We start from the raw sequence: 23476 nt of genomic DNA, 5'->3' as shown, positions 1-23476 counted from the left end.
CCGCCCCGGTCGCGTCGGGCCCGTCTCAGACGGTGGCCTTCTCGTCCTCCAGCATGGACCGGATCTGCTCCCGCAGCTCGGGGCCGTCCGGGTGCTCATGGACGGAGACGGCGTGCTCGGTTGCCGCCCGCACGACTTCGTCCTCCTCGCCGGAGATGGTCAGTGAGCAGTTCGACTCGCTCGGATACTTGCGGCAGTCAGCGATCTTCCTGGTCATGGCAGTGCCTCCTGGGCCGGTTCCGCCTGGCCCCGGCCGCTTCTTCCAGGGTAGATCCGGGGCGGCCCGGCGACATGCGCTCACCAGCCGCCCAGTGGCGGGGTCGTCTCGGCCGGCGGCGCCTGCCAGGGCTGGACCGTCACCGCCCACACCGCGAACGCGGCCACCGCGGCGATCAGCGCGAGCAGCCCCAGCAGGCGCAGGACCCGCTGCCGGCGCAGCAGCCGGCCGCCGCGCTCCACCGCCCGTTCCGCCAGATCGACGGGCACCTGCGGATGCGGCCCCTCCAGCATCCGCCGGACCTCGTCCTCCTTGCGGCCGGTACCGCTCATGGCGTGGCCCCCAGCTCTCTGGTGGGCCCCTGCCGGATGCTGGGGCCGCGGGTGCCGCGCATCGTGGCCACCGAGCGGTTGCAGATCGCGCGGATGCGCTCCGCGGGCAGTCCGAGCAGTGCCGCGGTCTGCTCCTCGGCGACCTCTTCGTGCAGCCGCAGCACCAGGACGAGCCGTTCCTGCGGGGTCAGCCGGTCCAACAGCCCGCCGCGCGCGTGGTGGTGGCGCCAGGCCTCCCTCGCGAACCGGGTGGCCAGCTCCTGCCGGGTGCGGTTGTACGGATCCTCGCCGTGCAGCCGGTCCCAGTCCGCGTACGTACGGGCCAGCGCGGCCGTCAGCAGTCGCTGTGCGCGCTCGTTGGCCCCCGGCGGCCGGGCGGGTTCGGCGGTGAGCAGGGTGGCGGCGTGCAGCAGCCTGCCTGCCGCGCCCGCCACGAAGGCCTCGAACTCCTGGGCGCGGCGCCGCTGTCGGCCCGCCTGGCGCTCTCGCACCCTGCCATCCGAGCGCTCCGCGGGCCCGGGGTCAAGGCTTGGGGTCTTTCTTTGGATCAGGCTCGACCGGGGAGCGGTGCCGGACCCCGCGAGCCCAGCATGATCCAAACGGAAGAACCTAGCCCGCGGCGGGCGGCTGGTGCGCGCTCTGCCGGGCGGCCAGTGCCGCGTTGAAACGGGTGAGCAGCGCGCAGAACGTGTCGCGTTCCTCCTCGTCCCAGTCGCCCGTCACCTGTGACATCAGCTCGCGCCGCGAGGCCCGGACCTCGTCCAGCCGGGCCTGGCCGCGCGGGGACAGCTGGAGCACGACGGCCCGGCCGTCCTCCGGGTGCGAGGTCCGCTTGACCAGGCCCGTGTCCACGAGCGGCGCGACCTGCCGGGTCACGGTCGAGGAGTCGATCCCCATCCCGGCGGCCAGCGCCTTGACGCCCATGGGCCCTTCCCGGTCCAGCCGGTTGAGCAGCAGATACGCGGCCCGGTCCATGGAGTTGCGCACCTGGCCGACGCCGCCGAGGCGGGTCTGCTCGGCACGGCGGGCGAAGACCGCCACCTGGTGCTGCAGGGTGTCGAGGAGGGGGTCGGGACCCGGATTCTCCGGGGTGGCGCCCCCGGAGGGAGACGCGGCAGTCGTCATGTCCTGAGGGGGCATGGCCGGGGGCTCTCTTCGTGCGGTGTCGGATGGGTGGGGGACAGAGTACGCGGCCCCGGGGCAACGCGTACCAGCGCTGCACAAACCTGCGGACATCGGCGCAGGACGGCCTGGCTCGCGGCGGCCACAACCCCTTTCAGCTGCAAGACTCGCGGTATGAACTTCCCGCCGCCCACCCCGTTTCCCCCGCTGATCCTCGATGACATCAAGGGGGCGCAGAAGATGCTCTCCGGCGTCTCCAGGGTCACCGCGATGGAGGGCAGCCGCCATCTGACCGACCTCGTGGGCGCGCCCGTCCAGTTCAAGTGCGAGAACCTGCAGCGGACCGGCTCGTTCAAACTGCGGGGTGCTTATGTGCGGATCGCCGGACTCTCCCCGGTGGAACGGGCGGCGGGTGTGGTGGCCGCGAGTGCCGGAAACCATGCGCAGGGTGTCGCGCTCGCGTCTGCGCTGCTCGGCGTACGGTCGACGGTCTTCATGCCGGTCGGGGCGCCGCTGCCGAAGGTCGCCGCGACGCGTGAGTACGGGGCCCGGGTGCGGCTGCACGGCCATGTCGTCGACGAGACGCTGGCCGCGGCGCAGGAGTACGCGCGGGAGACCGGCGCGGTCTTCATCCACCCCTTCGACCACCCGGACATCATCGCTGGGCAGGGCACGGTGGGCCTGGAGATCCTGGAGCAGTGCCCCGAGGTGCGCACCATCGTCGTCGGGATCGGCGGCGGCGGACTCGCCGCGGGGATCGCGGTGGCGGTGAAGGCGATCCGGCCCGATGTGCGGATCGTCGGCGTGCAGGCGGCGGGCGCGGCCGCCTACCCGCCCTCGCTGGCCGCCGGCCACCCGGTGTCGGTCGGCTCGCTCCAGACGATGGCGGACGGCATCAAGGTGGGACGGCCGGGCGATGTCCCGTTCGCCCTGGTCCGGGACCTGGTCGACGAGGTCCGTACGGTCTCCGAGGACGAGCTGTCCAGTGCGCTGCTGCTCTGCCTGGAGCGGGCGAAGATGGTCGTGGAGCCGGCCGGGGCGAGCCCGGTGGCCGCCCTGCTGAGCGACCCGAAGTCGTTCCGCGGGCCGGTGGTGGCGCTGCTCTCCGGCGGCAACGTGGACCCGCTGCTGATGCAGCGCATCCTGACCCACGGCATGTCGGCGGCCGGCCGCTATCTGAGCCTGCGGCTGCGGCTGACGGACCGCCCCGGCGCGCTGGCGACGATGCTGGCCGTGCTCTCGGTGGCCGATGCCAACGTCCTGGACGTGAGCCATGTGCGTACCGATCCCCGGCTCGGCCTCACCGAGGCCGAGGTGGAGCTGCATCTGGAGACGAAGGGCCCGGAGCACTGCGAGGAGGTCGCCGCGGCGCTGCGCGACGCGGGCTACCTGGTGTTGAACTGAGCCGCACCTTGTGTATCGCGATGTATCGCGTTACTGTGCCCTCGCTCGGCTCGAGGGCGTACACGCGTTCGCTTCGTGTGTTCGCCGGGCGAGGAAAGATTGGCAAATCTAGGATCTGTGAGGAAGCCACCCAAACGCACTGGGGGAAGCCCATATGCCAGGCGCCATATACGCCGAAGGTCTGGTGAAGACCTTCGGCGACGTCACTGCACTCGGCGGTGTCGATTTCGACGTGCCCGAAGGCACTGTCCTCGGGCTTCTCGGCCCCAACGGCGCCGGCAAGACGACCGCTGTGCGCGTCCTGACGACGCTGCTCATGCCCGACAGCGGCAGCGCCTTCGTCGCCGGCATCGACGTACTGAAGAAACCCCACGAGGTACGGCGCTCGATCGGGCTCTCCGGCCAGTTCGCCGCCGTGGACGAATACCTGACCGGCCGCGAGAACCTGCGGATGGTCGGCCAGCTCTACCAGATGAGCCGGCGCGACGCGAAGGCCCGCGCGGGGGAGCTGCTGGATCGGTTCCACCTCGCCGACGCGGCCGACCGCCCCGCCAAGACGTACTCCGGCGGCATGCGCCGCCGTCTCGACCTGGCGGCGGCGCTCATCGTCTCCCCGCCGGTCATGTTCATGGACGAGCCGACCACCGGCCTCGACCCGCGCAACCGGCAGCAGCTCTGGGAGGTCATCGAGGAGCTCGTGGCAGGTGGTACGACGCTGCTGCTGACCACGCAGTACCTGGAGGAGGCCGACCGTCTCGCCCATGACATCTGTGTGATCGACCACGGCCTCGTCATCGCCCGCGGCACCTCCGACCAGCTCAAGTCCCGCACCGGCGGCGAGCGCGTCGAGGTCGTGGTGCACCAGAGCGACCAGATCGATCCGGCCCGCGCCGTCCTCGGCCACCTGGGCAAGGGCGAGGCCGCGGTTGTCCCGCACATGCGCAAACTGACCGTCCCGGTCGACGGCGGGGCCAAGCTCCTCGCCGAGATCATCCGCGACCTCGACGCCCGCGGGGTGGAGATCGACGACATCGGGCTGCGCCGCCCCACCCTCGACGACGTGTTCATCTCCCTCACCGGCCATGCGGCCGAACAGCAGAAGAACGACGGGGACGAGGCGGCGCAGTCCGTCGCAGCCGGGACGGAGACGGCGAAGTGAGCGCACCCACCGAGACGGCAGCGGCTCCCGCCCCACGCGCCGGCGGCGGCATCGGCCAGGCCGTACGCGACTCGCTGGTCATCGCCCGGCGGAACCTGATCCGGATGACCCGGATTCCCGAAGTGATTCTGTTCGGGCTCATCCAGCCGATCATGTTCGTGGTGCTCTTCTCGTACGTCTTCGGCGGCTCGATGACCGTCGGCGGGACCACGGACCCGTCGGTCTACCGCAACTTCCTGATGGCGGGCATCTTCGCCCAGACGGTCACCTTCGCCACGGCCGGCGCGGGCGCCGGTATCGCCGACGACATGCACAAGGGCCTCGTCGACCGCTTCCGCTCCCTGCCGATGGCGCGCGGCGCGGTGCTGACCGGCCGCACACTGGCCGACCTGGTCCAGACCGTACTCACCATGTTCGTGCTCACGATCGTGGCGCTGCTCGTCGGCTGGCGCATCCACGAGGGTGTGCCCAAGGCGCTGGGCGCCTTCGGCCTGCTGCTCCTGCTCGGTTACGCCTTCTCCTGGATCGGCGCACTGATCGGTCTGTCCGTACGCACGCCCGAGGCGGCCACGTCCGGGGGACTGATCTGGCTGTTCCCGGTCACCTTCATCTCGAACGCCTTCGTGGACTCCAGCATGATGGCCTCCTGGCTCCAGCCGATCGCCGACTGGAACCCGTTCAGCGCCACCGTCCAGGCGTGCCGCGTGCTGTTCGGGAACCCTGGCGTCTCCCCGTCCGACGCCTGGCCGATGCAGCATCCCGTCTGGGCCTCGCTGATCTGGTCCGTCGTCATCATCGCGGTCTTCCGCACGCTGGCGGTCCGCAAGTACCGCTCGGTCACCGTCTGACCCACGTCCGGGCCACGCGAAGGAGCCTCCCGCCCGGTGGGCGGGAGGCTCCTTTCGCTGTGCGCGGATCAGCCGGAGTACGGCTTCGCCGAAAGGATCTTCACCGTCGCGGTCTTGCCGTTCGGCAGCTCGTAGTCCGCGGTCTCGCCCATCTTCTTGCCGTTCACGCCCACGCCGAGCGGGGACTGCGGGGAGTAGGTCTCGATGTCCGCGCTCGCGTACTCGCGGGAGGCCAGGAGGAAGGTCGTCGTGTCGTCGTCATCGCCGTCGAAGGCGATCGTCACGACCATGCCGGGCTCGACCACACCGTCGTCGGCCGGCGCCTCGCCGACCTTCGCGTGTTCCAGGAGCTGGGTCAGCTGGCGCACCCGGAGCTCCATCTTGCCCTGCTCCTCCTTGGCCGCGTGGTACCCGCCGTTCTCACGCAGGTCCCCCTCCTCACGGGCCGCCGCGATCTTTACGGCGATCTCCGTGCGCGCGGGACCAGACAGGTACTCCAGCTCGGCCTTGAGCTGGTTGTACGCCTCCTGCGTGAGCCAGGTGACGTTTTCGCTGGTCTGGGTCACAGGGTGCTCCTCGTCGGTACTGGGAATACAAAGCATCGCCCTACCCCGAAGCATGCGCTTCCACGGGTGGGCGAAACCACGAGCCTAACAATTCCCCAGGAAAAGGGGGAGAAGGTAACCGACTGCGACTGTCGAACCGCAGGTCAGCACCGCCAAGAGCGGGTCAGGAGGTGCGTGCGGCGGTCAACGCGACGCCCCGCCGTCGTCCGTGCAGCCCAGCAGTTCGACGCTGGTCGCCCTGGACGTCGTCCGCAGCGAGAGGACGCGGTCGATCCGGTCGGTGTCCTCGTCGAAACGGAAGTCCTTGCGGGCGACGTCGGTACCGTCCTCGCGCTGCGAGCGGATCGTGCAGTAGCCCTTGGCGTCCCGGTCCTTTCGGACCTCCAGGTGCACCTCGACCCGGTCGTCCGAGACGACCTTGAACTTGATCACCTCGGCGCTGACGCCCTGGCCCGCGATGTAGTCGTAACCGATCCAGCCGAGCACGCCGAGCAGGGCGATGCCGAGCACCGAGCCGATGATCTTGAGTTTGCGGTCCGCACGCTGGTCCGCGGAGCGGCCGTAGCGGTTCTCGGGGGGCGCTTCGCGCACCGCAGTCATGATCGTTCCTCCCGTACCGGGGATTGAGGAATTTTCCGCCCCCCGGTTCGGTCACTATAGAAGCCTCCACCCGCCACCCGACCGGCACCCCACACCGACGTCCCTGCGGGACGGCACCCTGATGGCGACCAATCACTGAGGATCGAGTCTTGACTGAGCAGCTTCGACTGATGGCCGTGCACGCCCACCCCGACGACGAGTCGAGCAAGGGCGCGGCGACCATGGCCAAGTACGTGTCCGAGGGGGTGGACGTGCTGGTAGTGACCTGCACGGGCGGCGAGCGCGGCTCCATCCTCAATCCGAAACTCCAGGGCGACGCGTACATCGAGGAGAACATCCACGAGGTACGCAGGAAGGAGATGGACGAGGCCCGGGCGATCCTGGGCGTGAAGCAGGAGTGGCTCGGCTTCGTCGACTCCGGGCTGCCCGAGGGCGACCCGCTGCCGCCGCTGCCCGAGGGCTGCTTCGCGCTGGAGGACGAGGAGACGGCGGCGGGGCGTCTCGTCGCGAAGATCCGCGCGTTCCGGCCGCAGGTCATCACCACGTACGACGAGAACGGGGGCTACCCGCACCCCGACCACATCATGACCCACACGGTCTCGATGATCGCCTTCGAGGGCGCGGCAGACGCCGAGAGGTTCCCCGAGGCGGAGTTCGGTCCGGTCTGGACGCCGCAGAAGCTCTACTACAACCAGGGCTTCAACAAGCCGCGCACGGTGGCCCTGCACGAGGCGCTGCTGGCCCGCGGGCTGGAGTCCCCGTACGGGGACTGGCTGGAGCGCTGGAAGGAGTTCGAGCGCGCCGAACGCACGCTGACCACGCATGTTCCGTGCGCGGACTTCTTCGAGATCCGCGACAAGGCGCTGATCGCGCACGCGACGCAGATCGATCCGGAGGGCGGCTGGTTCCGGGTTCCGATGGACATCCAGCGGGAGGTCTGGCCGACCGAGGAGTACGAGCTGGCGAAGTCCCTCGTCGATACCTCCCTCCCCGAGAGCGACCTCTTCGCGGGCATCCGCGACAATGCCTGATATGTACGCGACTCAGGCACTGACGCACCTCGTCCCGCTCGCCGAGGAACTGGACAAGAACAAGGTGACCCCCGGGGTCCTCGGCTTCATCGTCTTCGCTGCGCTCGCCGTCGGCGTGTGGCTGCTGATGAAGTCGATGAACCGGCACATGGGCAAGGTCGACTTCGAGGAAGCTCCGGAGGCGCCGGAGGGTGTGGGGGCCGGGGCCGGTGCCTCGGGCTCCGCGGGTTCCGCGAAGCAGAAGTAGTGGGGGGCGGGGCGGCACCGGGGGTCCGGTGGCCGCTCCGCCCTCGGTCGCCGGGCGGGCTGGGGGTGTCCTCAAGCGCCGGACGGGCTTGAGGGATGCCCTCGATCGCCGGGCGGGCCTGTTCCGGCCGGCCGGGGTTACGGCCTTGCCGGGATCCGTACGCCCATGATTTCCCGGGCGTGACGGGTCGGGGTCAGGCCCAGGCGCCAGGCCTGCCAGCCGTCTTCCAGGTCCACTCCGCGGTTCAGGACCACCCGGAACGCCTCCGCGCAGTCCTCCAGCTTGCCGTCCCGGGTCGGGTGGCCCGCCGCGATCAGGTCGGCGAGTTCCTGCTGGGCCACCACCGTGCCCACCTCGATGCCGCCCGGTGACGCGTACGGCAGCAGCGTGCAGCGCAGGAAGCGGGCCCAGTCCGCGCCGCGTGCGTCGCCGTACGAGTCGAACAGCTCGGCCGCCTCGCCGCACAGGTCCAGCGCCTGCGGCGCGCGATGGTTGCCCGCGTCGATCAGGGCCAGCTCCAGACACGTCCAGGCCTCCCCGTGGGGGACCCCGATGCGCCGGAAGTCGGCCCGCGCGTCCACCAGGAGCTGGCGGGCGAAGCCGGAGTTGCGCAGGTTGCCCGTCTGCGCGGCCCGCTGGTCGCGGGTGACCCGGCCCGAGTGGTGCCGGGCGCACGCCAGCCCGTACACGTCCCGCATCCGGGAGAACATCGTGCGGGACCGCTCCAGCTGCCGTACCGCCTGATCGGTGTCGCCGGTCTCCTCCAGGGCCTGGCCCAGGTAGTAGAGCGTCCACGCCTCGCCCCGCGCGTCCTCGTTGTCGCGGTGCCGGGACAGGGCCGCGTTCAGCTGCTCGACCGCGGGCGCCGGATCGCCGTCCAGCAGCCTGGCGCGGGCCAGCTGGGTCAGCGCCCAGGCCTCGCCGCGCTCGTCGCGGGTGCGCCCGTACAGGTCGAGGGCCGTACGCAGTGCGAGCTCGGCCCGCTCCACATCGCCCAGCCGCAAGCGCACCTGACCCAGCTGGAACTGCGTCCAGGCCTCCCCGTGCAGCGACTCGCCCTCGCGGTGCAGGACCAGTGCCGTGTCCAGGAGCGTCAGCGCCTCGGCCGGGTGCGCCCGGTCGCGCTCCACCGCGGCCAGCGCGTGCAGCGACCAGGCCCGGTCCGCGGCCTGGCCGTCGGAGGTCTGCAGTTCGAGCGCCTCCCGCAGCCGCGCCGCCGCCTCCGTCAGATTGCCCTGGTGGTGCAGGGTGATGCCGAGCGAACAGAGCGCCAGCGCCGTACCCGAGTCGTTCTGCGCCTCGCGGTACAGGCCGACGACGGAGGACAGCGTGGTGCGCGCCTTGTCCAGCTCGCCGAGCTGGCGGGCCGCGATCCCGGTACGCCACTGCACCGACCGCTCCAGCAGCCCCTGGTCGACCGCCTGCGTCAACTCGCTGATCTCGCCCAGCCGGTAGAGGTCGCCGCGCAGCAGGCAGTAGTCGCACAGCGCGCCCAGCAGATCGAGCACCGCCGCCTGGTCGACGCCCTCGGCGTGCCGCAGCGCGGACGTGATGAAGCTCGACTCCTCGTCCAGCCAGCGCAGCGCCGCGTCCAGGGAGGTGAAGCCGTGGGAGCCGAACTGCCCGGCCCGGGTGGACATCTTGCCGTCCACCATCCGGATCACCGCACCGGCCAGCTCCGCGTAGTTGACGATCAGCCGCTCCTGCGCGGCCGTGCGCTCGGCCGGCTCCTCCTCGTCGAGCAGCCGGGCCAGGGCGAAGCCCCGTACGAGGTCGTGCAGCCGGTAGCGCGAACCCCGTACGTGATCCAGCAGCCCGGCCCCGGACAGGGCGGTCAGCAGCCGCTCGGCCTCCTGCTCGTCGGCCGACAGCAGCGAGGCCGCCGCCGCGGCGCCCAGACTGGCCCGTCCGGCCAGCGCGAGCCGGCGCAGCAGCCGCCGCGCCTGCTCGGACTGGTCGGTGTAGCGCAGCCACAGGGCCCGCTCGACCGGTGGCACCGGGCCGTACGCGGCGAGATCGGCGGCCAGCGCGCTCGGGGTACGGGCCCCGAGCGAGGAACCCGCGATCCGCAGCGCCAGCGGCAGCCCGCCGCACAGCTCGGTGACCGCCTCGCTCGACGGGTAGTCGTACGGGCCCTGGTCCTCCTCCTGGGACGCCTCGCGCAGCAGCTCCTCCGCGCCCGCCGGGTCCAGCGCCCCGACCTCCAGCTGGTGCACCCACGCCGGAAGGGACCCGGGCAGATCGAGCGGCTCGCGGGCGGTGACCAGGACGAGGCTGTCGGAACGCTCCGGGATCAGCGTGCGGACCTGCTCCGCGTCACTGGCGTCGTCGAGGACGATCGTCACCGGCGTGCCGGTGAGATGCTGGTGGTACAGCTCGCTGAGCCGGCGCACCTGCTGCTCGGCGGAGGACCCTCCCCGGGCCCCCGCTCCCGAGGCGCCGGCGGAGCCCCCGTCCCGGAACAGCAGCTGCTCGCGGGGGGCGCCCAGCCGGTTCAGCAGATGGAGCAGCGCGTCCCGGGTCGGCAGCGGCGGCTCACCGTCCGCGCCGCCGCGCAGGTCCACCACGCACGCGCCCCGGAACTGGTCCTTGAGATCGTGCGCCGCCCGCACGGCCAGCGTGGTGCGCCCGGCGCCCGGCGGGCCGTGCAGCACGACCACGGTCGGCTTCGTCTCCGTCGACGCACGGGCCGCGTGCACCCACTGGCCGATCCGGGCCAGCTCGGCCCGGCGCCCGGCGAACCGGCTGTCGGGCGAGGGGAGATGGCCGAACGACTGCTCAAGGAGCGAGCGCATGCGCGCCGCCGCACTGCGGTCCCCGCCGCGCAGGGCCGGGGCGGTGCGGGTCTGTGCGGAGGCGGCCTTCTTCGCCGGGGTGCGGGACGAGGCGGTCAGCATCCGCTGCTGGTCGAGGAACGGGCGGATGCCCCGTACCTCCAGCGCCGTCAGCCACTGGAGCCGCAACTGCTCGGTCCCGCCCGGCTGTCCGAGGGCTCCCGCCCGGCGGGAGGCGGCAGGCCAGTGCGAAGCGGTGACCTTGGCGACGGTCGCGGTGGCGCCCGCGACCGCGACGACGGCCCCCGCGCCGAGCGCCAGGCCCGACGCCGTGCCGAGCACCAGATCCGCACCGAAGGCCGCGGTCGCGGCAACTCCCGTGACCAGCAGCGGTGTTCCCAGCGTGGCCCGGTTGAGGCGGGCCGCCAGCGGTATCTGCCCGGCCGCCGCGGCGTCGAGCGCCTGGACGTACGAGGCGTACTCCTCGGCCGCACCCGACGCCATGGTGTCCAGGGCGCCCCGCGCACGCGTCATCAGCACGCCGGAGTCCGTTCGTCCGCCGGTGCGCCGCGCCTCTTCCTCCACGGCCCGCACCAACAGCCTCTCGGCGTCCGCCCGGTGGCTGTCCCGCATCCGCATAAGTCCCCCTCGGTTCCAGCCCGTCGGCCGGCCGGCACCCGGTCCCACGGAGTACCAGTCTCCTGCCTCGGGCCCGTGCGCAACAGGGAGCCCGCGAGACTGCGCCGACAGCCCTGCGCGGGAAACGGGGCGCGGGACCACGACCGGCCGCGGCAACGGCGACCCGTGCCCGACCGGCGTCACCCCACCGCGATGGCCCCGTCCCTCCGCGCGTGCCCTCGTGGCAGAGATCGTCGAAGCCGTGGAGAAGCGGCCGTCATCGCGGGAGGCGAGTTGTTACCCAGTGGTGAGGCTGACATCCACCACGTGATGGCGCACAAGTGCCGTTCGGCCAAGCGAGGCAGGGTCCACGCAGGCTTCACCGACGGGGTTGGGCGTTGCGAGAGGCTGGATCGCATGAACCGGTTGGCCGGTGTGACCTCGCCTCATCTGCTTCAGCATGCTGAGCATCCCGTCGACTGGTGGCCTTGGGGGAGCGGACGCCTTCGAGGAAGCACGGCGGCGCGATGTGCCCGTTCTGCCGTCGGTCGGCTACTCGGCGTGTCGTTGGTGCCGGTGAACTCGCAGACCGAGTAGTACGCGGCCTCACACCTCTCTGATGATCACGCGGCCTCCGCAGAGCTTCGACCAGTCGTCGCGGTCGGAGGTCAGGACGATCACGGGGGCCGGAGCTCGGAGCGCCAGCGCTGCGACGAGAGCGTCGATGGCGTACTTGTGCCCGTGCAGCCCACCCGCGTCCCGGAGTAGCGCCACCGCGGTCAGGGAGTCTTCCTGGCTGGCCGGTTCCACTCGCAGCCGGGAGAGTACCCACTTCAAGCGCGCCAGATCGGTCTTCCCCTGTGCTGCTTCAACGATGGTCAGCACAGAGACGAGGACAGGCACTCCGGCCTGCCGGGACGCCTCGATGCGAGCTGCCATTCTGCGGTCGTTGCGCAGAAGCAGGGAGAGTGCCTCGGAGGCGAGCACCAGGGAGCGGGCCGGCTGCTCCTTCACGCAGCGCCCCGTTCGACGTCCCCGGCGTTCTCTTCCCCGAAGAGTTCGCGGCGAGCTGCATCGATCTCCTGCTCCGTGAGCGTGCCGTGCTCCTCTTCGTGCGACGCGACGATCTCGGCGAGCCCGTCCATGGCGAGCTGGTGTCTGACAGCGTCGGCGATGTAGCTGGACAGCCCGCGGCGACCGGTCCGAGAGCGGAGCTCGCTGATCAGCTCTGTGGGCATGGACACGGAAATGTTCTCTGTGGTCCCAGCTCTGGTCGGCTTCATGCCCATAGTGTAAGACACGTTCTATTACATGATGGAGATCTTCCGTGCTCCCCTTCGTGTGCCGACCGGCCTCCGCTGACAGTGCATCCGGGCGAGGTCGGCCATCCCGGCCGGCAAGCGGCATCTCTGGGCCCGATCGAGGAGCCGTGGGTCGGCCTGTGGGCAGGAGAGCCTGAGCCGCCCTCTTGATGTGATCTGGGCTGCGCGCAGCGTGGGGGGCCGGTCGTCGGAGCGGCCTCGCGTGCTGTCGGGCGAGGAGGTCGATCGCATCGCAGATCGCTTCCGGCTATGGCTCGGAGCCTCGGAGGAGGTGGACGAGCCGGGCTTTTCCCGATCGGTTGCCTACTCCGAACTCATCGAGAACGCCGGCAACTTGGATCCGAGGACCTACCTCCGGACGGAGAGCGGGCCGGGCGGGGCCGCAGACCTGAGCGCCATGCTGGCCGATTTCGAGCGGCGCAACCGCGAGACATCGGAACTCGGAGCGGAACTGGCGCAGATCGCCGGGGCACAGGATCAGCTGGCACGGGACGGCGTCCGATGCCAGAACCTGCCGCTGAAGGACGTGGTGAGCGGCGGGTCGACGGTCGGTGGTCGTCCCGTGCGGCTGCTCGCTGGGCCCTCGGGAAGCCTGGTCCGGGCTCAGGACGACGTGGAGGCCGGCGGGGTTCCCGTTGTGATGCCGAAGGACATCTCGGACATCGGCTTCATCGTGGACGGCATCAAGTGCATCTCCGAGCAGCAGGCCGAACGACTTGACCGCTTTCGGTTGAATCGCGGTGACATCGTGGTCGCCCGCCGGGGCGATCTCGGGCGATGCGCCGTGGTCGGAGACGAGCAGCGAGGCTGGGTCTGCGGCACCGGCTGTTTTGTGATCAGCCCTCCCGGCATCGTTGACTCCCACTACCTGGTGGCGTTCCTGCGCAGCCCCGGAGCTCGGGAGTGGCTCGACACTCATTCGACCGGGAGCATGGCTCTGCGGACCGTCTCGCTCGAGGTGCTCGGGATGCTTCCCGTTGCCCTTCCCGATCTCGACACCCAGCGGTCCATCGGCGAAGCCATGGCGAGCTTCGACGCCTATGGGGAAAGCCTGCCCGGGGTACCGCCGGCACTCGGGCGAATCGGCCGTCGTTTCGATAGTTGTCCCGTTGCCTGCCATGAGTAGGGTGACGGCGTGAATCGTCTCGCGGGCGCGACCTCGCCGTATCTGCTGCAGCACGCCGAGAACCCGGTGGAATGGTGGCCCTGGGGGCCGGAGGCCTTCGCCGAGGCGCGCCGGCGCGATGTGCCCGTTCTGCTGTCGGTCGGCTACTCGGCGTGTCATTGGTGCCATGTGATGGCGCATGAGTCGTTCGAGGACGAGGACGTCGCGGCGTACCTGAACGAGCACTTCGTGCCGGTCAAGGTCGACCGCGAGGAGCGCCCCGACGTCGACGCCGTCTATATGGAGGCCGTGCAGGCGGCGACCGGCCAGGGCGGCTGGCCGATGACCGTCTTCCTCACCGCCGACGCCGAACCCTTCTACTTCGGGACGTACTTCCCGCCCGAGTCCCGCCACGGCCTGCCGTCCTTCCGGCAGGTGCTCGAAGGCGTCGTCGCCGCCTGGACCGACCGGCGCGACGAGGTCGGCGAGGTCGCCGGACGCATCGTCCGCGATCTGTCGCAGCGCTCACTCGCGCACGGCGGGGAGGGCCTTCCGGCCGAGTCGGAGCTGGCGCAGGCCCTGCTCGGACTCACCCGCGAGTACGACGAGAAGAACCGCGGCTTCGGCGGCGCCCCCAAGTTCCCGCCGTCGATGACGATCGAGTTCCTGCTGCGCCACCACGCCCGTACCGGCGCGGACGGTGCGCTCCAGATGGCGGCCGACACCTGCGAGGCGATGGCCAGGGGCGGGATGTACGACCAGCTCGGCGGCGGCTTCGCCCGCTACTCGGTGGACCGGGAGTGGGTCGTACCGCATTTCGAGAAGATGCTCTACGACAACGCGCTGCTCTGCCGCGTGTACGCCCACCTGTGGCGCGCGACCGGCTCGGAACTGGCCCGGCGGGTGGCCCTGGAGACCGCCGACTTCATGGTCCGGGAGCTGCGTACCGCCGAGGGCGGCTTCGCCTCCGCGCTCGACGCGGACAGCGAGGACGCCAACGGCAAGCACGTCGAGGGCGCGTACTACGTCTGGACGCCGGCGCAGCTGCGCGAGGTGCTGGGCGAGGACGACGCCGCGTTCGCGGCCGAGCACTTCGGGGTGACCGAGGAAGGCACCTTCGAGGAGGGTTCCTCGGTGCTCCAGCTCCCGCCGAAGGGCCCGCACCGCCCGCCGCGGACGGGCCAGGTCGTGGACGACGCGCGGGCCGCCGATGTGCGGGCCCGGCTGCTCGCCGCCCGTGAGCTGCGCAAGCGGCCGGGGCGGGACGACAAGGTGGTCGCCGCGTGGAACGGGCTGGCCGTCGCGGCGCTCGCCGAGACGGGCGCGTACTTCGACCGCCCTGACCTGATCGAGCGCGCCACCGAGGCCGCGGACCTGCTGGTGCGGCTCCACATGGGCCCGGTCGCCCGGCTGGCCCGTACCTCGAAGGACGGCCGCGCCGGCGCGCACGCCGGGGTGCTGGAGGACTACGGCGATGTGGCGGAGGGCTTCCTCGCGCTGGCCGCGGTCACCGGCGAGGGGGTCTGGCTGGAGTTCGCGGGCTTCCTGCTGGACATCGTGCTCCAGCACTTCACCGGCGAGGGCGGGCAGTTCTACGACACCGCGGACGATGCCGAGCAGCTGATCCGCCGCCCGCAGGACCCCACCGACAGCGCCACCCCGGCCGGCTGGACCGCGGCGGCCGGCGCGCTGCTCTCGTACGCCGCCCACACCGGATCGGAGCCCCACCGCACCGCCGCCGAGAGGGCGTTGGGCGTGGTGAAGGCGCTGGGGCCGAAGGCGCCGCGGTTCATCGGCTGGGGACTCGCGGTGGCCGAGGCGCTGCTCGACGGCCCGCGCGAGGTGGCCGTCGCCGGACCGGTCGGCGGCGAGCTGCACCGTACGGCGCTGCTGGGCCGGGCGCCGGGTGCGGTGGTCGCGGCGGGGGAGACGTCCGGTGCGGAGTTCCCGTTGCTGGCGGACCGTCCGATGGTGGACGGCGCGCCGACCGCGTACGTGTGCCGGCACTTCGTCTGCGACGCGCCGACCACGGACCGGGAGGAGCTGGCGCGCGCCCTGGGGGGCGCCGCGTCCTGACCGGCGTCACAGCCGCAGGCCGCCCTCCAGCGAGTCCAGGGCCTCGCCGACCATGGTGACGAGGTCGCCCTCCTGGCCGTGCTCGCCCCAGTACAGCGCCACCTCGCGCAGCGCACCCAGCACCGCCGCGACGAAGACCCGGACGCGCAGGTCGTCCGCACTGCGGCCGCTGCGGTCGGCGAGCACCCGGGAGAGCACCTTCGCCGTCTCCGACATGGTCTCCGTCATCCGCGCCCGGATGGCGGGGACCTCCACCATCAGCCGGGTGCGCTGGCGCAGCTCCTCGTCCTCCTCGGCGATGAACGACGTCAGCGTCTCGGCCATCATCAACCGCAGTGAGACCAGCGGCGGCTCATCGGCCGGCCGGCTCCGCAGCGCGGCTTCCATGACCGGGTCGTACTCGTCGGTGAGGACGATGTCCTCCTTGGTCGCGAAGTACCGGAACACCGTGCTGGGCGACACCTCGGCCGCCTCCGCGATCTGCTCGATGGTCGTCGCGTCATACCCCTGCTCGGTGATCAGACGGTAGGTCGCCTGCCGGATCGCGACCCGGGTCTTGAGCTTCTTGCGCTCGCGCAGCCCCATCGGGGGCTGCGCGCCGGGGGCGGTGGGGGACGGGGTACGGGGGGTGGCGGCCATGGTCGTCATTGTCAGGCATCGACAGGCGAGGCGACCACGTCGGGCTGCTCGCTGCGCCCCTGACGGGCGTCGGTCAGGAACGCCCCGACCAGCAGGGCGCTGACCAGTGCGGTGGCGGCGATGACGAGCAGGACCAGGCTCATGCCGTGTACGTACGCCGCGTCGGCGGAGTCCGCGAGCCGCTGCGCACCGAGCCGTGCGGCGACGGCGTGGGCGGCGACGACCGAGTCCCCGGCGGTGTCCGCGGCGGCGGCCGGTACGCCGGTGGTGTCGAGCCGCCCGCTGTAGGTGCCGGCGAGCAGGCTCCCCAGCAGCGCGATCCCGAGGGCGCTGCCCGTCTGGCGTACGGTCATCAGCAGCCCCGATCCGCTGCCCGCCCGGTCCGCGGGCAGGGTACCCAGGGCGGCGTCCATGGCGGGCACGACGGCGAAGCCGAAGCCCAGCCCGGCGACGGAGAGCCATAGCGCGGTGAAGCCGTAGCCGCTGTCGACCGTCGTGCGGCTGCCGAGCAGCGCGGCGAAGGCGAGCACGATCAGCCCGGCGGACATCGTGGCGCGGGCCCCGAAGCGCGCGGTGACCGGGCCGCCCGCCTTCGCGGCGACGACCAGCCCGCCCATCATCGGCAGCATCCGCACCCCCGTACCGAAGGCGTCGTTGCCCAGGACGGCCTGGAGGTACCCGGGCAGGATGAACATCAGCCCCGCCATCACGAACATCACGAGCGTCGCGGCGAGCGCGCTCAGCAGGAACGGCCGCTGCCGCAGCAGCGACATGTCGAGCATCGGGCGCACGGCCTTGCGCTCCCGCAGGACGAGCAAGGCGAGCAGCACCGCGCCCGTGGCCGGCACGGCGAGCACGAGCGGGTCGCCCCAGCCGCGGCCCGGCGCCTCGATGATCGCGTAGATGAGGGCGCCGAGGCCGACCGCGGTCAGCGTGGTGGACACCGCGTCGACCCGCGGTGCCGAGGGGTCGCGGGTCTCGGGAAGCAGGAACACGCAGGCGGTGATGCCGATGCCGACCATCGGGATGTTGACCAGGAAGATCGAGCCCCACCAGAAGTGGTCGAGCAGCCAGCCGCCGAGGATCGGGCCGAGCGGCATACCGAGCGCGGAGGCGGCCGAGACGATGCCGATGGCCTTGATCCGGTCCTGCGGTTCGCCGAAGAGCGAGGGCAGTACGGCCATGGCGAGCGGCATCACGAGTGCGGCGCCGACGCCCATGACGCAGCGGGCGGCCACGACGGAGGTCACGCCGTCGGCGAGCGCGCCGACGACCGAGCCGGCGAGGAAGATGCCCAGACCGGTGATGAGCATCCGGCGGCGCCCGAATCTGTCGCCGAGCAGGCCCGCCGGAAGCATCAGGGCGGCGAACACCACGACATAGGCGTCGGCCATCCACTGCTGCTCGCCGGTGGTGGCGCCGAGGTCTCCGGCCATGGTCGGCAGTGCCACGTTGAGGATCGTCATGTCGAAGCCGAGGACGAGCATGCTCGCCATCAGTGCGCCCAGGGCCCACCAGCGTCTGGTCATGTCCAGCTCCTTTGATAGTTACTGTCAAGTGACAATAACTATCAAAAGATGTGGAGTGTCAATCCGATCCGTGCTCTTTCCTGCCGCCGGGGGGGGGCGCGGCATACGAAATGGCCGCGGCTCGGAAGCCGCGGCCGTGAGGTGAGGGAGGGTTTGTGGGGGTTGCTGGGCTCAGCCCTGGCTGTACGCCACCAGGGAGATGCCGACGTAGTGCACGACGAACGCCGCCAGGGTCAGGGAGTGGAAGACCTCGTGGAACCCGAACCAGCGCGGTGACGGGTTCGGCCGCTTGATGCCGTAGATGACGCCGCCGGCGCTGTAGAGCAGCCCGCCGACGACGATCAGGACGAGCACCGCGATCCCGCCGGTCCGCATGAAGTCCGGCAGGAAGAAGACCGCGGCCCAGCCCATCGCGATGTAGCAGGGCGTGTAGAGCCAGCGCGGGGCGCCGACCCAGAACACCCGGAAGGCGATGCCCGCGGCCGCCGCGCCCCAGACCGCCCACAGGAGAGGGGTCCCGGTGGAACGGGGCAGGAGCAGCAGGGTCAGCGGGGTGTAGGTGCCCGCGATGATCAGGAAGATGTTGGCGTGGTCGAGCCTGCGCAGCACGGCCTCGCCGCGCGGCCCCCAGGTGCCGCGGTGGTAGACGGCGCTCACGCCGAACAGCAGGCACGCGGTCAGGATGTAGATGCCGCAGGCGATCCGGCCGCGCGTGGTGTCCGTGAGCGCGATGAGCGCGATGCCGGCGATGAGGACCGCGGGGAACATGCCGGCGTGCAGCCAGCCGCGCATCCGTGGCTTCAGCGGGACGGCGTCGGTCTCGGCTGGTTCCAGCCCGGCAGGTTCGGGCGCGGCGGCGGCAGTCATTCCCGCATCGTACCTACGCCACCGTAGGTTGCGAATATGAGTGGTGATGCTCACGTGGGCGGCCCTCTGGACATATGGGCGGAATGGTCGGATGATCAAATGAGTGCGGTCGGCACCGGATGAGCGCCAGGGGAAATTCGAAGGGGTAGAAGCATCCGGGTCGCAGCCCCCACGGGGCAACTACCAAACACATACCCTCATCAAGGAGCGATCGTGGCGCGCGACATCGCGGCTCCCCTCACTGTTCCCACCAACCACCAGGAGCTCGTCTCCTGGGTCGACGAGATCGCAGCCCTCACCGAACCGGACCGGGTGGTCTGGTGCGACGGCTCCGAGGCCGAGTACGAGCGCCTGTGCGGGGAGCTCGTGGCCAAGGGCACGTTCACCAAACTCGACGAGATCAAGCGCCCGAACTCGTACTACGCCGCCTCCGACCCGAGCGATGTCGCGCGGGTCGAGACCCGTACGTTCATCTGCTCCGAGAAGGAGGAGGACGCCGGTCCGACGAACCACTGGAAGGCCCCCGCCGAGATGCGGGAGATCTTCGTGGGGGACAAGGGCGTCTTCCGCGGCTCCATGCGCGGCCGCACCATGTACGTCGTGCCCTTCTGCATGGGCCCCGTCGGCTCGCCGCTCTCCGCGATCGGCGTCGAGATCACCGATTCCGCGTACGTCGCCGTCTCGATGCGCACCATGACGCGCATGGGGCAGCCCGTCCTCGACGAGCTCGGCACCGACGGATTCTTCGTCAAGGCCGTCCACACCCTGGGCGCACCCCTGGAGGAGGGCCAGGAGGACGTTCCGTGGCCCTGCAACTCCACCAAGTACATCTCGCACTTCCCCGAGGACCGCGAGATCTGGTCCTACGGCTCCGGCTACGGCGGCAACGCCCTGCTCGGCAAGAAGTGCTACGCGCTGCGCATCGCCTCCGTCATGGCGCGCGACGAGGGCTGGCTCGCCGAGCACATGCTGATCCTCAAGCTCACTCCGCCGCGCGGGGAGTCCAAGTACGTCGCGGCGGCCTTCCCGAGCGCCTGCGGCAAGACGAACCTCGCCATGCTGGAGCCCACGATCTCCGGCTGGACCGTCGAGACCATCGGCGACGACATCGCCTGGATGCGGTTCGGCGAGGACGGCCGGCTCCGTGCGATCAACCCCGAGGCCGGCTTCTTCGGCGTCGCGCCCGGCACCGGTGAGCACACCAACGCCAACGCCATGAAGACCATGTGGGGCAACTCCGTCTTCACCAACGTCGCGCTCACCGACGACGGCGACGTCTGGTGGGAGGGCATGACCGAGGAGCTCCCCGAGCACCTCACGGACTGGAAGGGCAACGACTGGACCCCCGAGTCCGGTACGCCCGCCGCCCACCCCAACGCCCGCTTCACCGTCCCGGCCGGTCAGTGCCCGATCATCGCGCCCGAGTGGGAGGACCCGAAGGGCGTGCCGATCTCGGCCATCCTCTTCGGCGGCCGCCGCGCCTCCGCCGTACCGCTGGTCACCGAGTCCTTCAACTGGCAGCACGGTGTCTTCCTCGGAGCCAACGTCGCCTCCGAGAAGACCGCCGCCGCCGAGGGCAAGGTCGGCGAGCTGCGCCGCGACCCGTTCGCCATGCTGCCGTTCTGCGGCTACAACATGGGCGACTACATGAACCACTGGATCAAGGTCGGCGCGGACAAGGCCGACCAGTCGAAGCTCCCGAAGATCTACTACGTGAACTGGTTCCGCAAGAACGACGCGGGCAAGTTCGTCTGGCCCGGCTTCGGCGAGAACAGCCGGGTCCTGAAGTGGATCGTCGAGCGCCTGGAGGGCAAGGCCGAGGGTGTCGAGACCCCGATCGGCATCCTGCCGGCCAAGGGTTCGATCGACACCGAGGGCCTGGACCTCTCCGAGTCGGACCTGGACTTCCTGCTCAAGGTCGACAAGGAGGTCTGGCGCGAGGAGGCGGCGCTGATCCCCGAGCACCTCAACACCTTCGGTGAGCACACGCCGAAGGAGCTGTGGGACGAGTACCGCGCGCTGGTCCAGCGCCTGGGCTGATCCCTCGGGCTGATCCCTCGGGCCGACAGCCCGGGCAGGAGGTTCGGTCCTCACGCGGGCGCCGCGGCGCCCGCGAGTAGGTGGCACCCGGTCCACGCGCCTCTACGGCCCGTGGACCGGGGCCGTCAGAGGGCGCCGACCAGGCGCGACGGGGCGGCGGAGGAGTCGTCGGCAGTGGCCGGGGCCGCTGCGGCGTGGGCGTCCATGCGCTCGGCCGAGAGGATCGCGACGGCCGTGTCGGCGCGGGACGCCGCCACCACCAGCGCGCGGCCCGCGAGGGCGTGGGCGCGGCGGTGCAGGGCGGGTGCGGGTGTCTCGGTCAGACCGGCGTGCCGGGCGGGCGGCGCGCCGCGCAACCGTGCGACCTGTTCGGCGATGCGGTCGCCCGCCTCGCCGAGTCCCAGTTCGTCGGTGACCGCGAGCAGTGCGGCCAGATGTCCGGCGAGCTGGATGTCCAGCTCTTCCTCGCGGGTGCGGTGCGGGAAGTCGTCGGCGTGGTCGGCCGGTGTGTGGACCGATTTGGTGCGGATCGGTTCGTACATGGATGGCCTCCTGGTGTTGCTGTGGATCCATCCTAGCTTGGATTCAGTCTAAAGTTGTCCAGATTCGGGACCGGGTGGTGAAGGCCGTCGCCGAGACCGGGTCTACACCTGGCCGTACCCGTCCAGGAAGCGGGCGATCCGGCCGATCGCGTCCGTCAGGTCCTCGGTCGAGGGCAGCGTCACCACCCGGAAGTGATCGGGCTCCGGCCAGTTGAACCCCGTCCCCTGCACCACCATGATCTTCTCGGCCCGCAGCAGGTCGAGGACCATCTGCCGGTCGTCCTTGATCTTGTAGACCTTGGGGTCGAGCCGCGGGAAGAGATACAGCGCCCCCTTCGGCTTCACGCAGGTCACGCCCGGGATCTGCGTCAGCAGGTCGTACGCCACGTCCCGCTGCTCCAGGATGCGGCCGCCCGGCAGCACCAGTTCGTTGATCGACTGCCGCCCGCCGAGCGCGGAGGCCACGGCGTGCTGCGACGGCATATTGGCGCACAGTCGCATATTGGCCAGGATCGTGAGCCCCTCGATGTACGAGGAGGCATGCGCCTTCGGCCCGCAGACCGCCATCCAGCCGGAGCGGTATCCGGCCACCCGGTAGTTCTTGGAGAGCCCGTTGAAGGTGAGCACCATCAGATCGGGCGCGATGGCGGCGGTCGGGGTGTGAGTCGCCCCGTCGTACAGGATCCGGTCGTAGATCTCGTCGGAGCAGACGACCAGGTTGTGGCGCCGGGCGATCTCCGTCAGCCCGCGCAGCATCTCGTCGTCGTACACCGCACCCGTCGGATTGTTCGGGTTGATGATCACGATGGCCTTGGTGCGGTCGGTGATCTTCCGCTCGATGTCGGCGAGGTCCGGCATCCAGTCGGACTGCTCGTCGCAGCGGTAGTGCACGGCCGTGCCGCCGGCCAGCGAGACCGACGCGGTCCACAGGGGATAGTCCGGAGCCGGTACGAGCACCTCGTCCCCGTCGTCGAGCAGCGCCTGCATCGACATCTGGATCAGCTCGGAGACCCCGTTGCCCAGGTAGACGTCCTCGATGTCGAGGTCGATCCCCTTGGTCTGGTAGTGCTGCATCACCGCCCGCCGCGCGGACAGCAGCCCCTTCGCGTCGCCGTAGCCGTGCGCCCCGGAGAGGTTGCGCAGGATGTCCTCAAGGATCTCCGGCGGGCACTCGAAACCGAACGCGGCAGGGTTGCCGGTGTTCAGCTTGAGGATGCGATGGCCTGCTGCTTCCAGCCGCATCGCCTCCTCCAGCACGGGGCCCCGGATTTCGTAACAGACGTTGGCGAGCTTCGTGGACTGGATGACCTGCATGTCTGTGAGCTTACGACTGTGTTTCGCGGGGTGCCCGGCCTTTCCCCGCAGGTTGACCCACCCGTGTCGCCCGCCCGTCCGGCCCGGCTTCCATCCCATGCGCGCACCGCCCGCGAACCGTGGGAACCCGGGGCGCGGACGGGGGCCGGGCTTGGAAAGGGGTGGGGACGGGGCGTGACGGACGAGAGCGGGTGAGATGCGCCACGGGGCGCCGGGTCGAGCAGGGGCCCACCCCCCGTACACCGGGCGGACGCCGCGTCACTCCGGCAGCCGGGTCCCCTCCGGCAGCCGGATCGCGAAGGCGTCCGCGAGGACCCGCTCCACCTCGGCGGCGTCCGCCAGCTCCCGCTCCTCGCGCCCGCCGTCGTTCGCCGTCACCACGAGGCTGCGGCCGGCGAGCGCCAGATGGGCGTCCTCGGTGGTGCGCTGGACGTACAGCAGATGCGCGAACGGCGAGCGCGGGTTGGTCGCGATGTGCCAGTTGATGACCTCGAAGTCGGGCGCCTCGAACGGCTCCACCGTGAACGCGTACTGCGCCTCCCACGCCCCGCCGTCCGTCTCCGCCTGGAGCTCCCACAGCTCCAGCGGCCCGTCGTGCGGCGGGTGGACGAGCCGGTGGCGGCGCGGGGTGTCGTGCAGTTCGGCTCCCGCGACCAGCGCGATCGGCTCCAGCAGCGAGCCGCGGGCGCCGAAGCCGACATCGGCGAGATACGGCGTCGGCTCGCCCGGCACCCCGACCCGCAACAGCATGTGTGTCCGCGGCCGGATGTCCCCGGGGCGCGCGCCCAGCACGACCCGGGCACAGAGCAGCGTGACCTCGAAGCCGAGCGCCCGCAGCGCGGCGGTGAGCAGGGTGTTGTGCTCGTAGCAGTAGCCACCGCGCTCACCGTGTACGAGCTTCGCCTCCAGATCGGCCGGGGCGAGCGAGGGCACGGTGCCCAGGACGGGGTCCAGGTTCTCGAACGGGATGCCCAGCGCGTGCGCACGGTGCACCGAGCGCAGCACCGCCGCGGTGGGCCGGCGCTCCCCGCTCCAGCCGATGCGGGCGAGATAGGCGTCGAGGTCCAGCACGTGCTCGTGATCGGAAGTCATGCTCCGACGGTACGCAGCCGGGGCGGCCCCGC

General features: G+C 71.0%; 23 protein-coding genes and 1 pseudogene. 9 read left to right on the top strand and 15 right to left on the bottom strand.

All coding sequences use genetic code 11. The features are described from left to right. Positions 1-25: 25 nt before the first annotated feature. The 4 genes from OG322_RS12605 to OG322_RS12590 all read right to left on the bottom strand — a co-directional run bounded on the left by OG322_RS12605 (position 26) and on the right by OG322_RS12590 (position 1689). Complete coding sequence (locus OG322_RS12605) at positions 26-217, bottom strand: DUF1059 domain-containing protein (RefSeq protein WP_123461271.1); 192 nt, start codon at positions 215-217, stop codon at positions 26-28. Between the two features lie 80 nt (positions 218-297). Then, on the bottom strand, positions 298-549 hold the full coding sequence (locus OG322_RS12600; RefSeq protein WP_123461272.1) for a hypothetical protein: 252 nt from the start codon (positions 547-549) through the stop codon (positions 298-300). Then, on the bottom strand, positions 546-1040 hold the full coding sequence (locus OG322_RS12595) for a sigma factor-like helix-turn-helix DNA-binding protein (RefSeq protein ID WP_123461273.1): 495 nt from the start codon (positions 1038-1040) through the stop codon (positions 546-548). The genes OG322_RS12600 and OG322_RS12595 overlap by 4 nt, the downstream gene beginning before the upstream one ends. Positions 1041-1158: 118 nt before the next feature. Further along, on the bottom strand, positions 1159-1689 hold the full coding sequence (locus tag OG322_RS12590) for a MarR family winged helix-turn-helix transcriptional regulator (RefSeq protein ID WP_123461274.1): 531 nt from the start codon (positions 1687-1689) through the stop codon (positions 1159-1161). 156 nt (positions 1690-1845) lie between these two features. Here OG322_RS12590 and ilvA point away from each other — a divergent pair, with 156 nt between their 5' ends. From ilvA to OG322_RS12575, 3 genes are all read left to right on the top strand, one after another. After that, positions 1846-3075 carry a threonine ammonia-lyase gene (ilvA, locus tag OG322_RS12585; RefSeq protein WP_123461275.1) on the top strand — a complete coding sequence of 410 codons (1230 nt, stop codon included), beginning with the start codon at positions 1846-1848 and terminating at the stop codon, positions 3073-3075. Positions 3076-3229: 154 nt separating this feature from the next. After that, entirely contained in the window at positions 3230-4234 is a 1005-nt protein-coding gene (locus OG322_RS12580; RefSeq protein WP_123461276.1) for an ATP-binding cassette domain-containing protein, read from the top strand. Next, complete coding sequence (locus OG322_RS12575) at positions 4231-5082, top strand: ABC transporter permease (protein ID WP_123461277.1); 852 nt, start codon at positions 4231-4233, stop codon at positions 5080-5082. Before OG322_RS12580 ends, OG322_RS12575 begins: the two co-directional genes overlap by 4 nt. Positions 5083-5150: 68 nt before the next feature. Here OG322_RS12575 and greA read toward each other — a convergent pair whose 3' ends face one another. Next, positions 5151-5648: a transcription elongation factor GreA gene (gene greA / locus OG322_RS12570; RefSeq protein ID WP_024488974.1), complete on the bottom strand. Its 498-nt coding sequence runs from the start codon at positions 5646-5648 to the stop codon at positions 5151-5153. A 183-nt stretch (positions 5649-5831) separates the two neighbouring features. Further along, a complete protein-coding gene (locus tag OG322_RS12565; protein WP_123461278.1) occupies positions 5832-6248 on the bottom strand; it encodes a DUF4307 domain-containing protein in 417 nt (138 codons plus the stop codon). Between the two features lie 149 nt (positions 6249-6397). Between OG322_RS12565 and mca the strand changes: the two genes are divergently transcribed. Then, positions 6398-7279 (top strand): mycothiol conjugate amidase Mca, encoded by an 882-nt coding sequence (mca, locus tag OG322_RS12560; RefSeq protein WP_123461279.1) that lies wholly within the window; start codon positions 6398-6400, stop codon positions 7277-7279. Between the two features lies 1 nt (position 7280). After that, positions 7281-7526 carry a hypothetical protein gene (locus OG322_RS12555; RefSeq protein ID WP_123461280.1) on the top strand — a complete coding sequence of 82 codons (246 nt, stop codon included), beginning with the start codon at positions 7281-7283 and terminating at the stop codon, positions 7524-7526. Between the two features lie 137 nt (positions 7527-7663). Here the strand turns inward: OG322_RS12555 and OG322_RS12550 are convergent, their stop codons facing one another. After that, positions 7664-10933: a tetratricopeptide repeat protein gene (locus OG322_RS12550; protein WP_329306417.1), complete on the bottom strand. Its 3270-nt coding sequence runs from the start codon at positions 10931-10933 to the stop codon at positions 7664-7666. Between the two features lie 402 nt (positions 10934-11335). On the opposite strand from OG322_RS12550, the pseudogene OG322_RS12545 reads away from it, so the two are divergent. Continuing rightward, a pseudogene (locus OG322_RS12545) lies at positions 11336-11492 on the top strand (DUF255 domain-containing protein); the annotation flags it as partial. A gap of 32 nt (positions 11493-11524) precedes the next feature. Here OG322_RS12545 and OG322_RS12540 read toward each other — a convergent pair. Further along, on the bottom strand, positions 11525-11932 hold the full coding sequence (locus tag OG322_RS12540) for a PIN domain-containing protein (RefSeq protein ID WP_124284887.1): 408 nt from the start codon (positions 11930-11932) through the stop codon (positions 11525-11527). After that, positions 11929-12201: a hypothetical protein gene (locus OG322_RS12535; protein WP_124284888.1), complete on the bottom strand. Its 273-nt coding sequence runs from the start codon at positions 12199-12201 to the stop codon at positions 11929-11931. The genes OG322_RS12540 and OG322_RS12535 overlap by 4 nt, the downstream gene beginning before the upstream one ends. A gap of 241 nt (positions 12202-12442) precedes the next feature. Here OG322_RS12535 and OG322_RS12530 point away from each other — a divergent pair, with 241 nt between their 5' ends. Together OG322_RS12530 and OG322_RS12525 are read left to right on the top strand one after the other, a co-directional pair. Next, positions 12443-13366 (top strand): restriction endonuclease subunit S, encoded by a 924-nt coding sequence (locus tag OG322_RS12530; RefSeq protein ID WP_124284889.1) that lies wholly within the window; start codon positions 12443-12445, stop codon positions 13364-13366. A 9-nt stretch (positions 13367-13375) separates the two neighbouring features. Continuing rightward, a complete protein-coding gene (locus OG322_RS12525; protein WP_329306416.1) occupies positions 13376-15421 on the top strand; it encodes a thioredoxin domain-containing protein in 2046 nt (681 codons plus the stop codon). Positions 15422-15427: 6 nt separating this feature from the next. On the opposite strand, the gene OG322_RS12520 is transcribed toward OG322_RS12525, so the two are convergent. The 3 genes from OG322_RS12520 to trhA form a co-directional block, all read right to left on the bottom strand. Continuing rightward, the gene (locus tag OG322_RS12520; RefSeq protein ID WP_123462413.1) at positions 15428-16060 is read right to left on the bottom strand and encodes a TetR/AcrR family transcriptional regulator; all 633 of its coding nucleotides are present in this window, start codon (positions 16058-16060) and stop codon (positions 15428-15430) included. Between the two features lie 11 nt (positions 16061-16071). Next, positions 16072-17589 (bottom strand): MFS transporter, encoded by a 1518-nt coding sequence (locus tag OG322_RS12515; protein ID WP_266411097.1) that lies wholly within the window; start codon positions 17587-17589, stop codon positions 16072-16074. Positions 17590-17760: 171 nt separating this feature from the next. Continuing rightward, positions 17761-18456 carry a PAQR family membrane homeostasis protein TrhA gene (trhA, locus tag OG322_RS12510; RefSeq protein ID WP_123461285.1) on the bottom strand — a complete coding sequence of 232 codons (696 nt, stop codon included), beginning with the start codon at positions 18454-18456 and terminating at the stop codon, positions 17761-17763. Positions 18457-18669: 213 nt separating this feature from the next. Here trhA and OG322_RS12505 point away from each other — a divergent pair, with 213 nt between their 5' ends. Then, the gene (locus tag OG322_RS12505; RefSeq protein ID WP_123461286.1) at positions 18670-20496 is read left to right on the top strand and encodes a phosphoenolpyruvate carboxykinase (GTP); all 1827 of its coding nucleotides are present in this window, start codon (positions 18670-18672) and stop codon (positions 20494-20496) included. A gap of 125 nt (positions 20497-20621) precedes the next feature. Here OG322_RS12505 and OG322_RS12500 read toward each other — a convergent pair whose 3' ends face one another. From OG322_RS12500 to OG322_RS12490, 3 genes are all read right to left on the bottom strand, one after another. Then, a complete protein-coding gene (locus tag OG322_RS12500) occupies positions 20622-21038 on the bottom strand; it encodes an SCO4983 family protein (RefSeq protein ID WP_123461287.1) in 417 nt (138 codons plus the stop codon). A gap of 102 nt (positions 21039-21140) precedes the next feature. After that, on the bottom strand, positions 21141-22352 hold the full coding sequence (locus OG322_RS12495) for a pyridoxal phosphate-dependent aminotransferase (protein WP_123461288.1): 1212 nt from the start codon (positions 22350-22352) through the stop codon (positions 21141-21143). A 258-nt stretch (positions 22353-22610) separates the two neighbouring features. Then, the gene (locus OG322_RS12490) at positions 22611-23444 is read right to left on the bottom strand and encodes an arylamine N-acetyltransferase family protein (protein WP_329306415.1); all 834 of its coding nucleotides are present in this window, start codon (positions 23442-23444) and stop codon (positions 22611-22613) included. Positions 23445-23476: the final 32 nt, after the last annotated feature.

The organism is Streptomyces sp. NBC_01260, from assembly GCF_036226405.1.
Classification (GTDB): Bacteria; Actinomycetota; Actinomycetes; order Streptomycetales; family Streptomycetaceae; genus Streptomyces; species Streptomyces laculatispora.
Note: the sequence above shows the minus strand (reverse complement) of the source record. Positions and strands in the feature narration are given on the sequence as shown.

What these genes read in the sequence shown, in the direction of transcription:
- OG322_RS12605 (WP_123461271.1), bottom strand. Translation starts at nt 217, where the DNA reads ATGACCAGGAAGATCGCTGACTGCCGCAAGTATCCGAGCGAGTCGAAC.
- OG322_RS12600 (WP_123461272.1), bottom strand. Translation starts at nt 549, where the DNA reads ATGAGCGGTACCGGCCGCAAGGAGGACGAGGTCCGGCGGATGCTGGAG.
- OG322_RS12590 (WP_123461274.1), bottom strand. Translation starts at nt 1,689, where the DNA reads ATGCCCCCTCAGGACATGACGACTGCCGCGTCTCCCTCCGGGGGCGCC.
- ilvA (WP_123461275.1), top strand. Translation starts at nt 1,846, where the DNA reads ATGAACTTCCCGCCGCCCACCCCGTTTCCCCCGCTGATCCTCGATGAC.
- OG322_RS12580 (WP_123461276.1), top strand. Translation starts at nt 3,230, where the DNA reads ATGCCAGGCGCCATATACGCCGAAGGTCTGGTGAAGACCTTCGGCGAC.
- OG322_RS12565 (WP_123461278.1), bottom strand. Translation starts at nt 6,248, where the DNA reads ATGACTGCGGTGCGCGAAGCGCCCCCCGAGAACCGCTACGGCCGCTCC.
- OG322_RS12555 (WP_123461280.1), top strand. Translation starts at nt 7,281, where the DNA reads ATGTACGCGACTCAGGCACTGACGCACCTCGTCCCGCTCGCCGAGGAA.
- OG322_RS12550 (WP_329306417.1), bottom strand. Translation starts at nt 10,933, where the DNA reads ATGCGGGACAGCCACCGGGCGGACGCCGAGAGGCTGTTGGTGCGGGCC.
- OG322_RS12535 (WP_124284888.1), bottom strand. Translation starts at nt 12,201, where the DNA reads ATGAAGCCGACCAGAGCTGGGACCACAGAGAACATTTCCGTGTCCATG.
- OG322_RS12520 (WP_123462413.1), bottom strand. Translation starts at nt 16,060, where the DNA reads ATGGCCGCCACCCCCCGTACCCCGTCCCCCACCGCCCCCGGCGCGCAG.
- OG322_RS12515 (WP_266411097.1), bottom strand. Translation starts at nt 17,589, where the DNA reads ATGACCAGACGCTGGTGGGCCCTGGGCGCACTGATGGCGAGCATGCTC.
- trhA (WP_123461285.1), bottom strand. Translation starts at nt 18,456, where the DNA reads ATGACTGCCGCCGCCGCGCCCGAACCTGCCGGGCTGGAACCAGCCGAG.
- OG322_RS12500 (WP_123461287.1), bottom strand. Translation starts at nt 21,038, where the DNA reads ATGTACGAACCGATCCGCACCAAATCGGTCCACACACCGGCCGACCAC.
- OG322_RS12495 (WP_123461288.1), bottom strand. Translation starts at nt 22,352, where the DNA reads ATGCAGGTCATCCAGTCCACGAAGCTCGCCAACGTCTGTTACGAAATC.
- OG322_RS12490 (WP_329306415.1), bottom strand. Translation starts at nt 23,444, where the DNA reads ATGACTTCCGATCACGAGCACGTGCTGGACCTCGACGCCTATCTCGCC.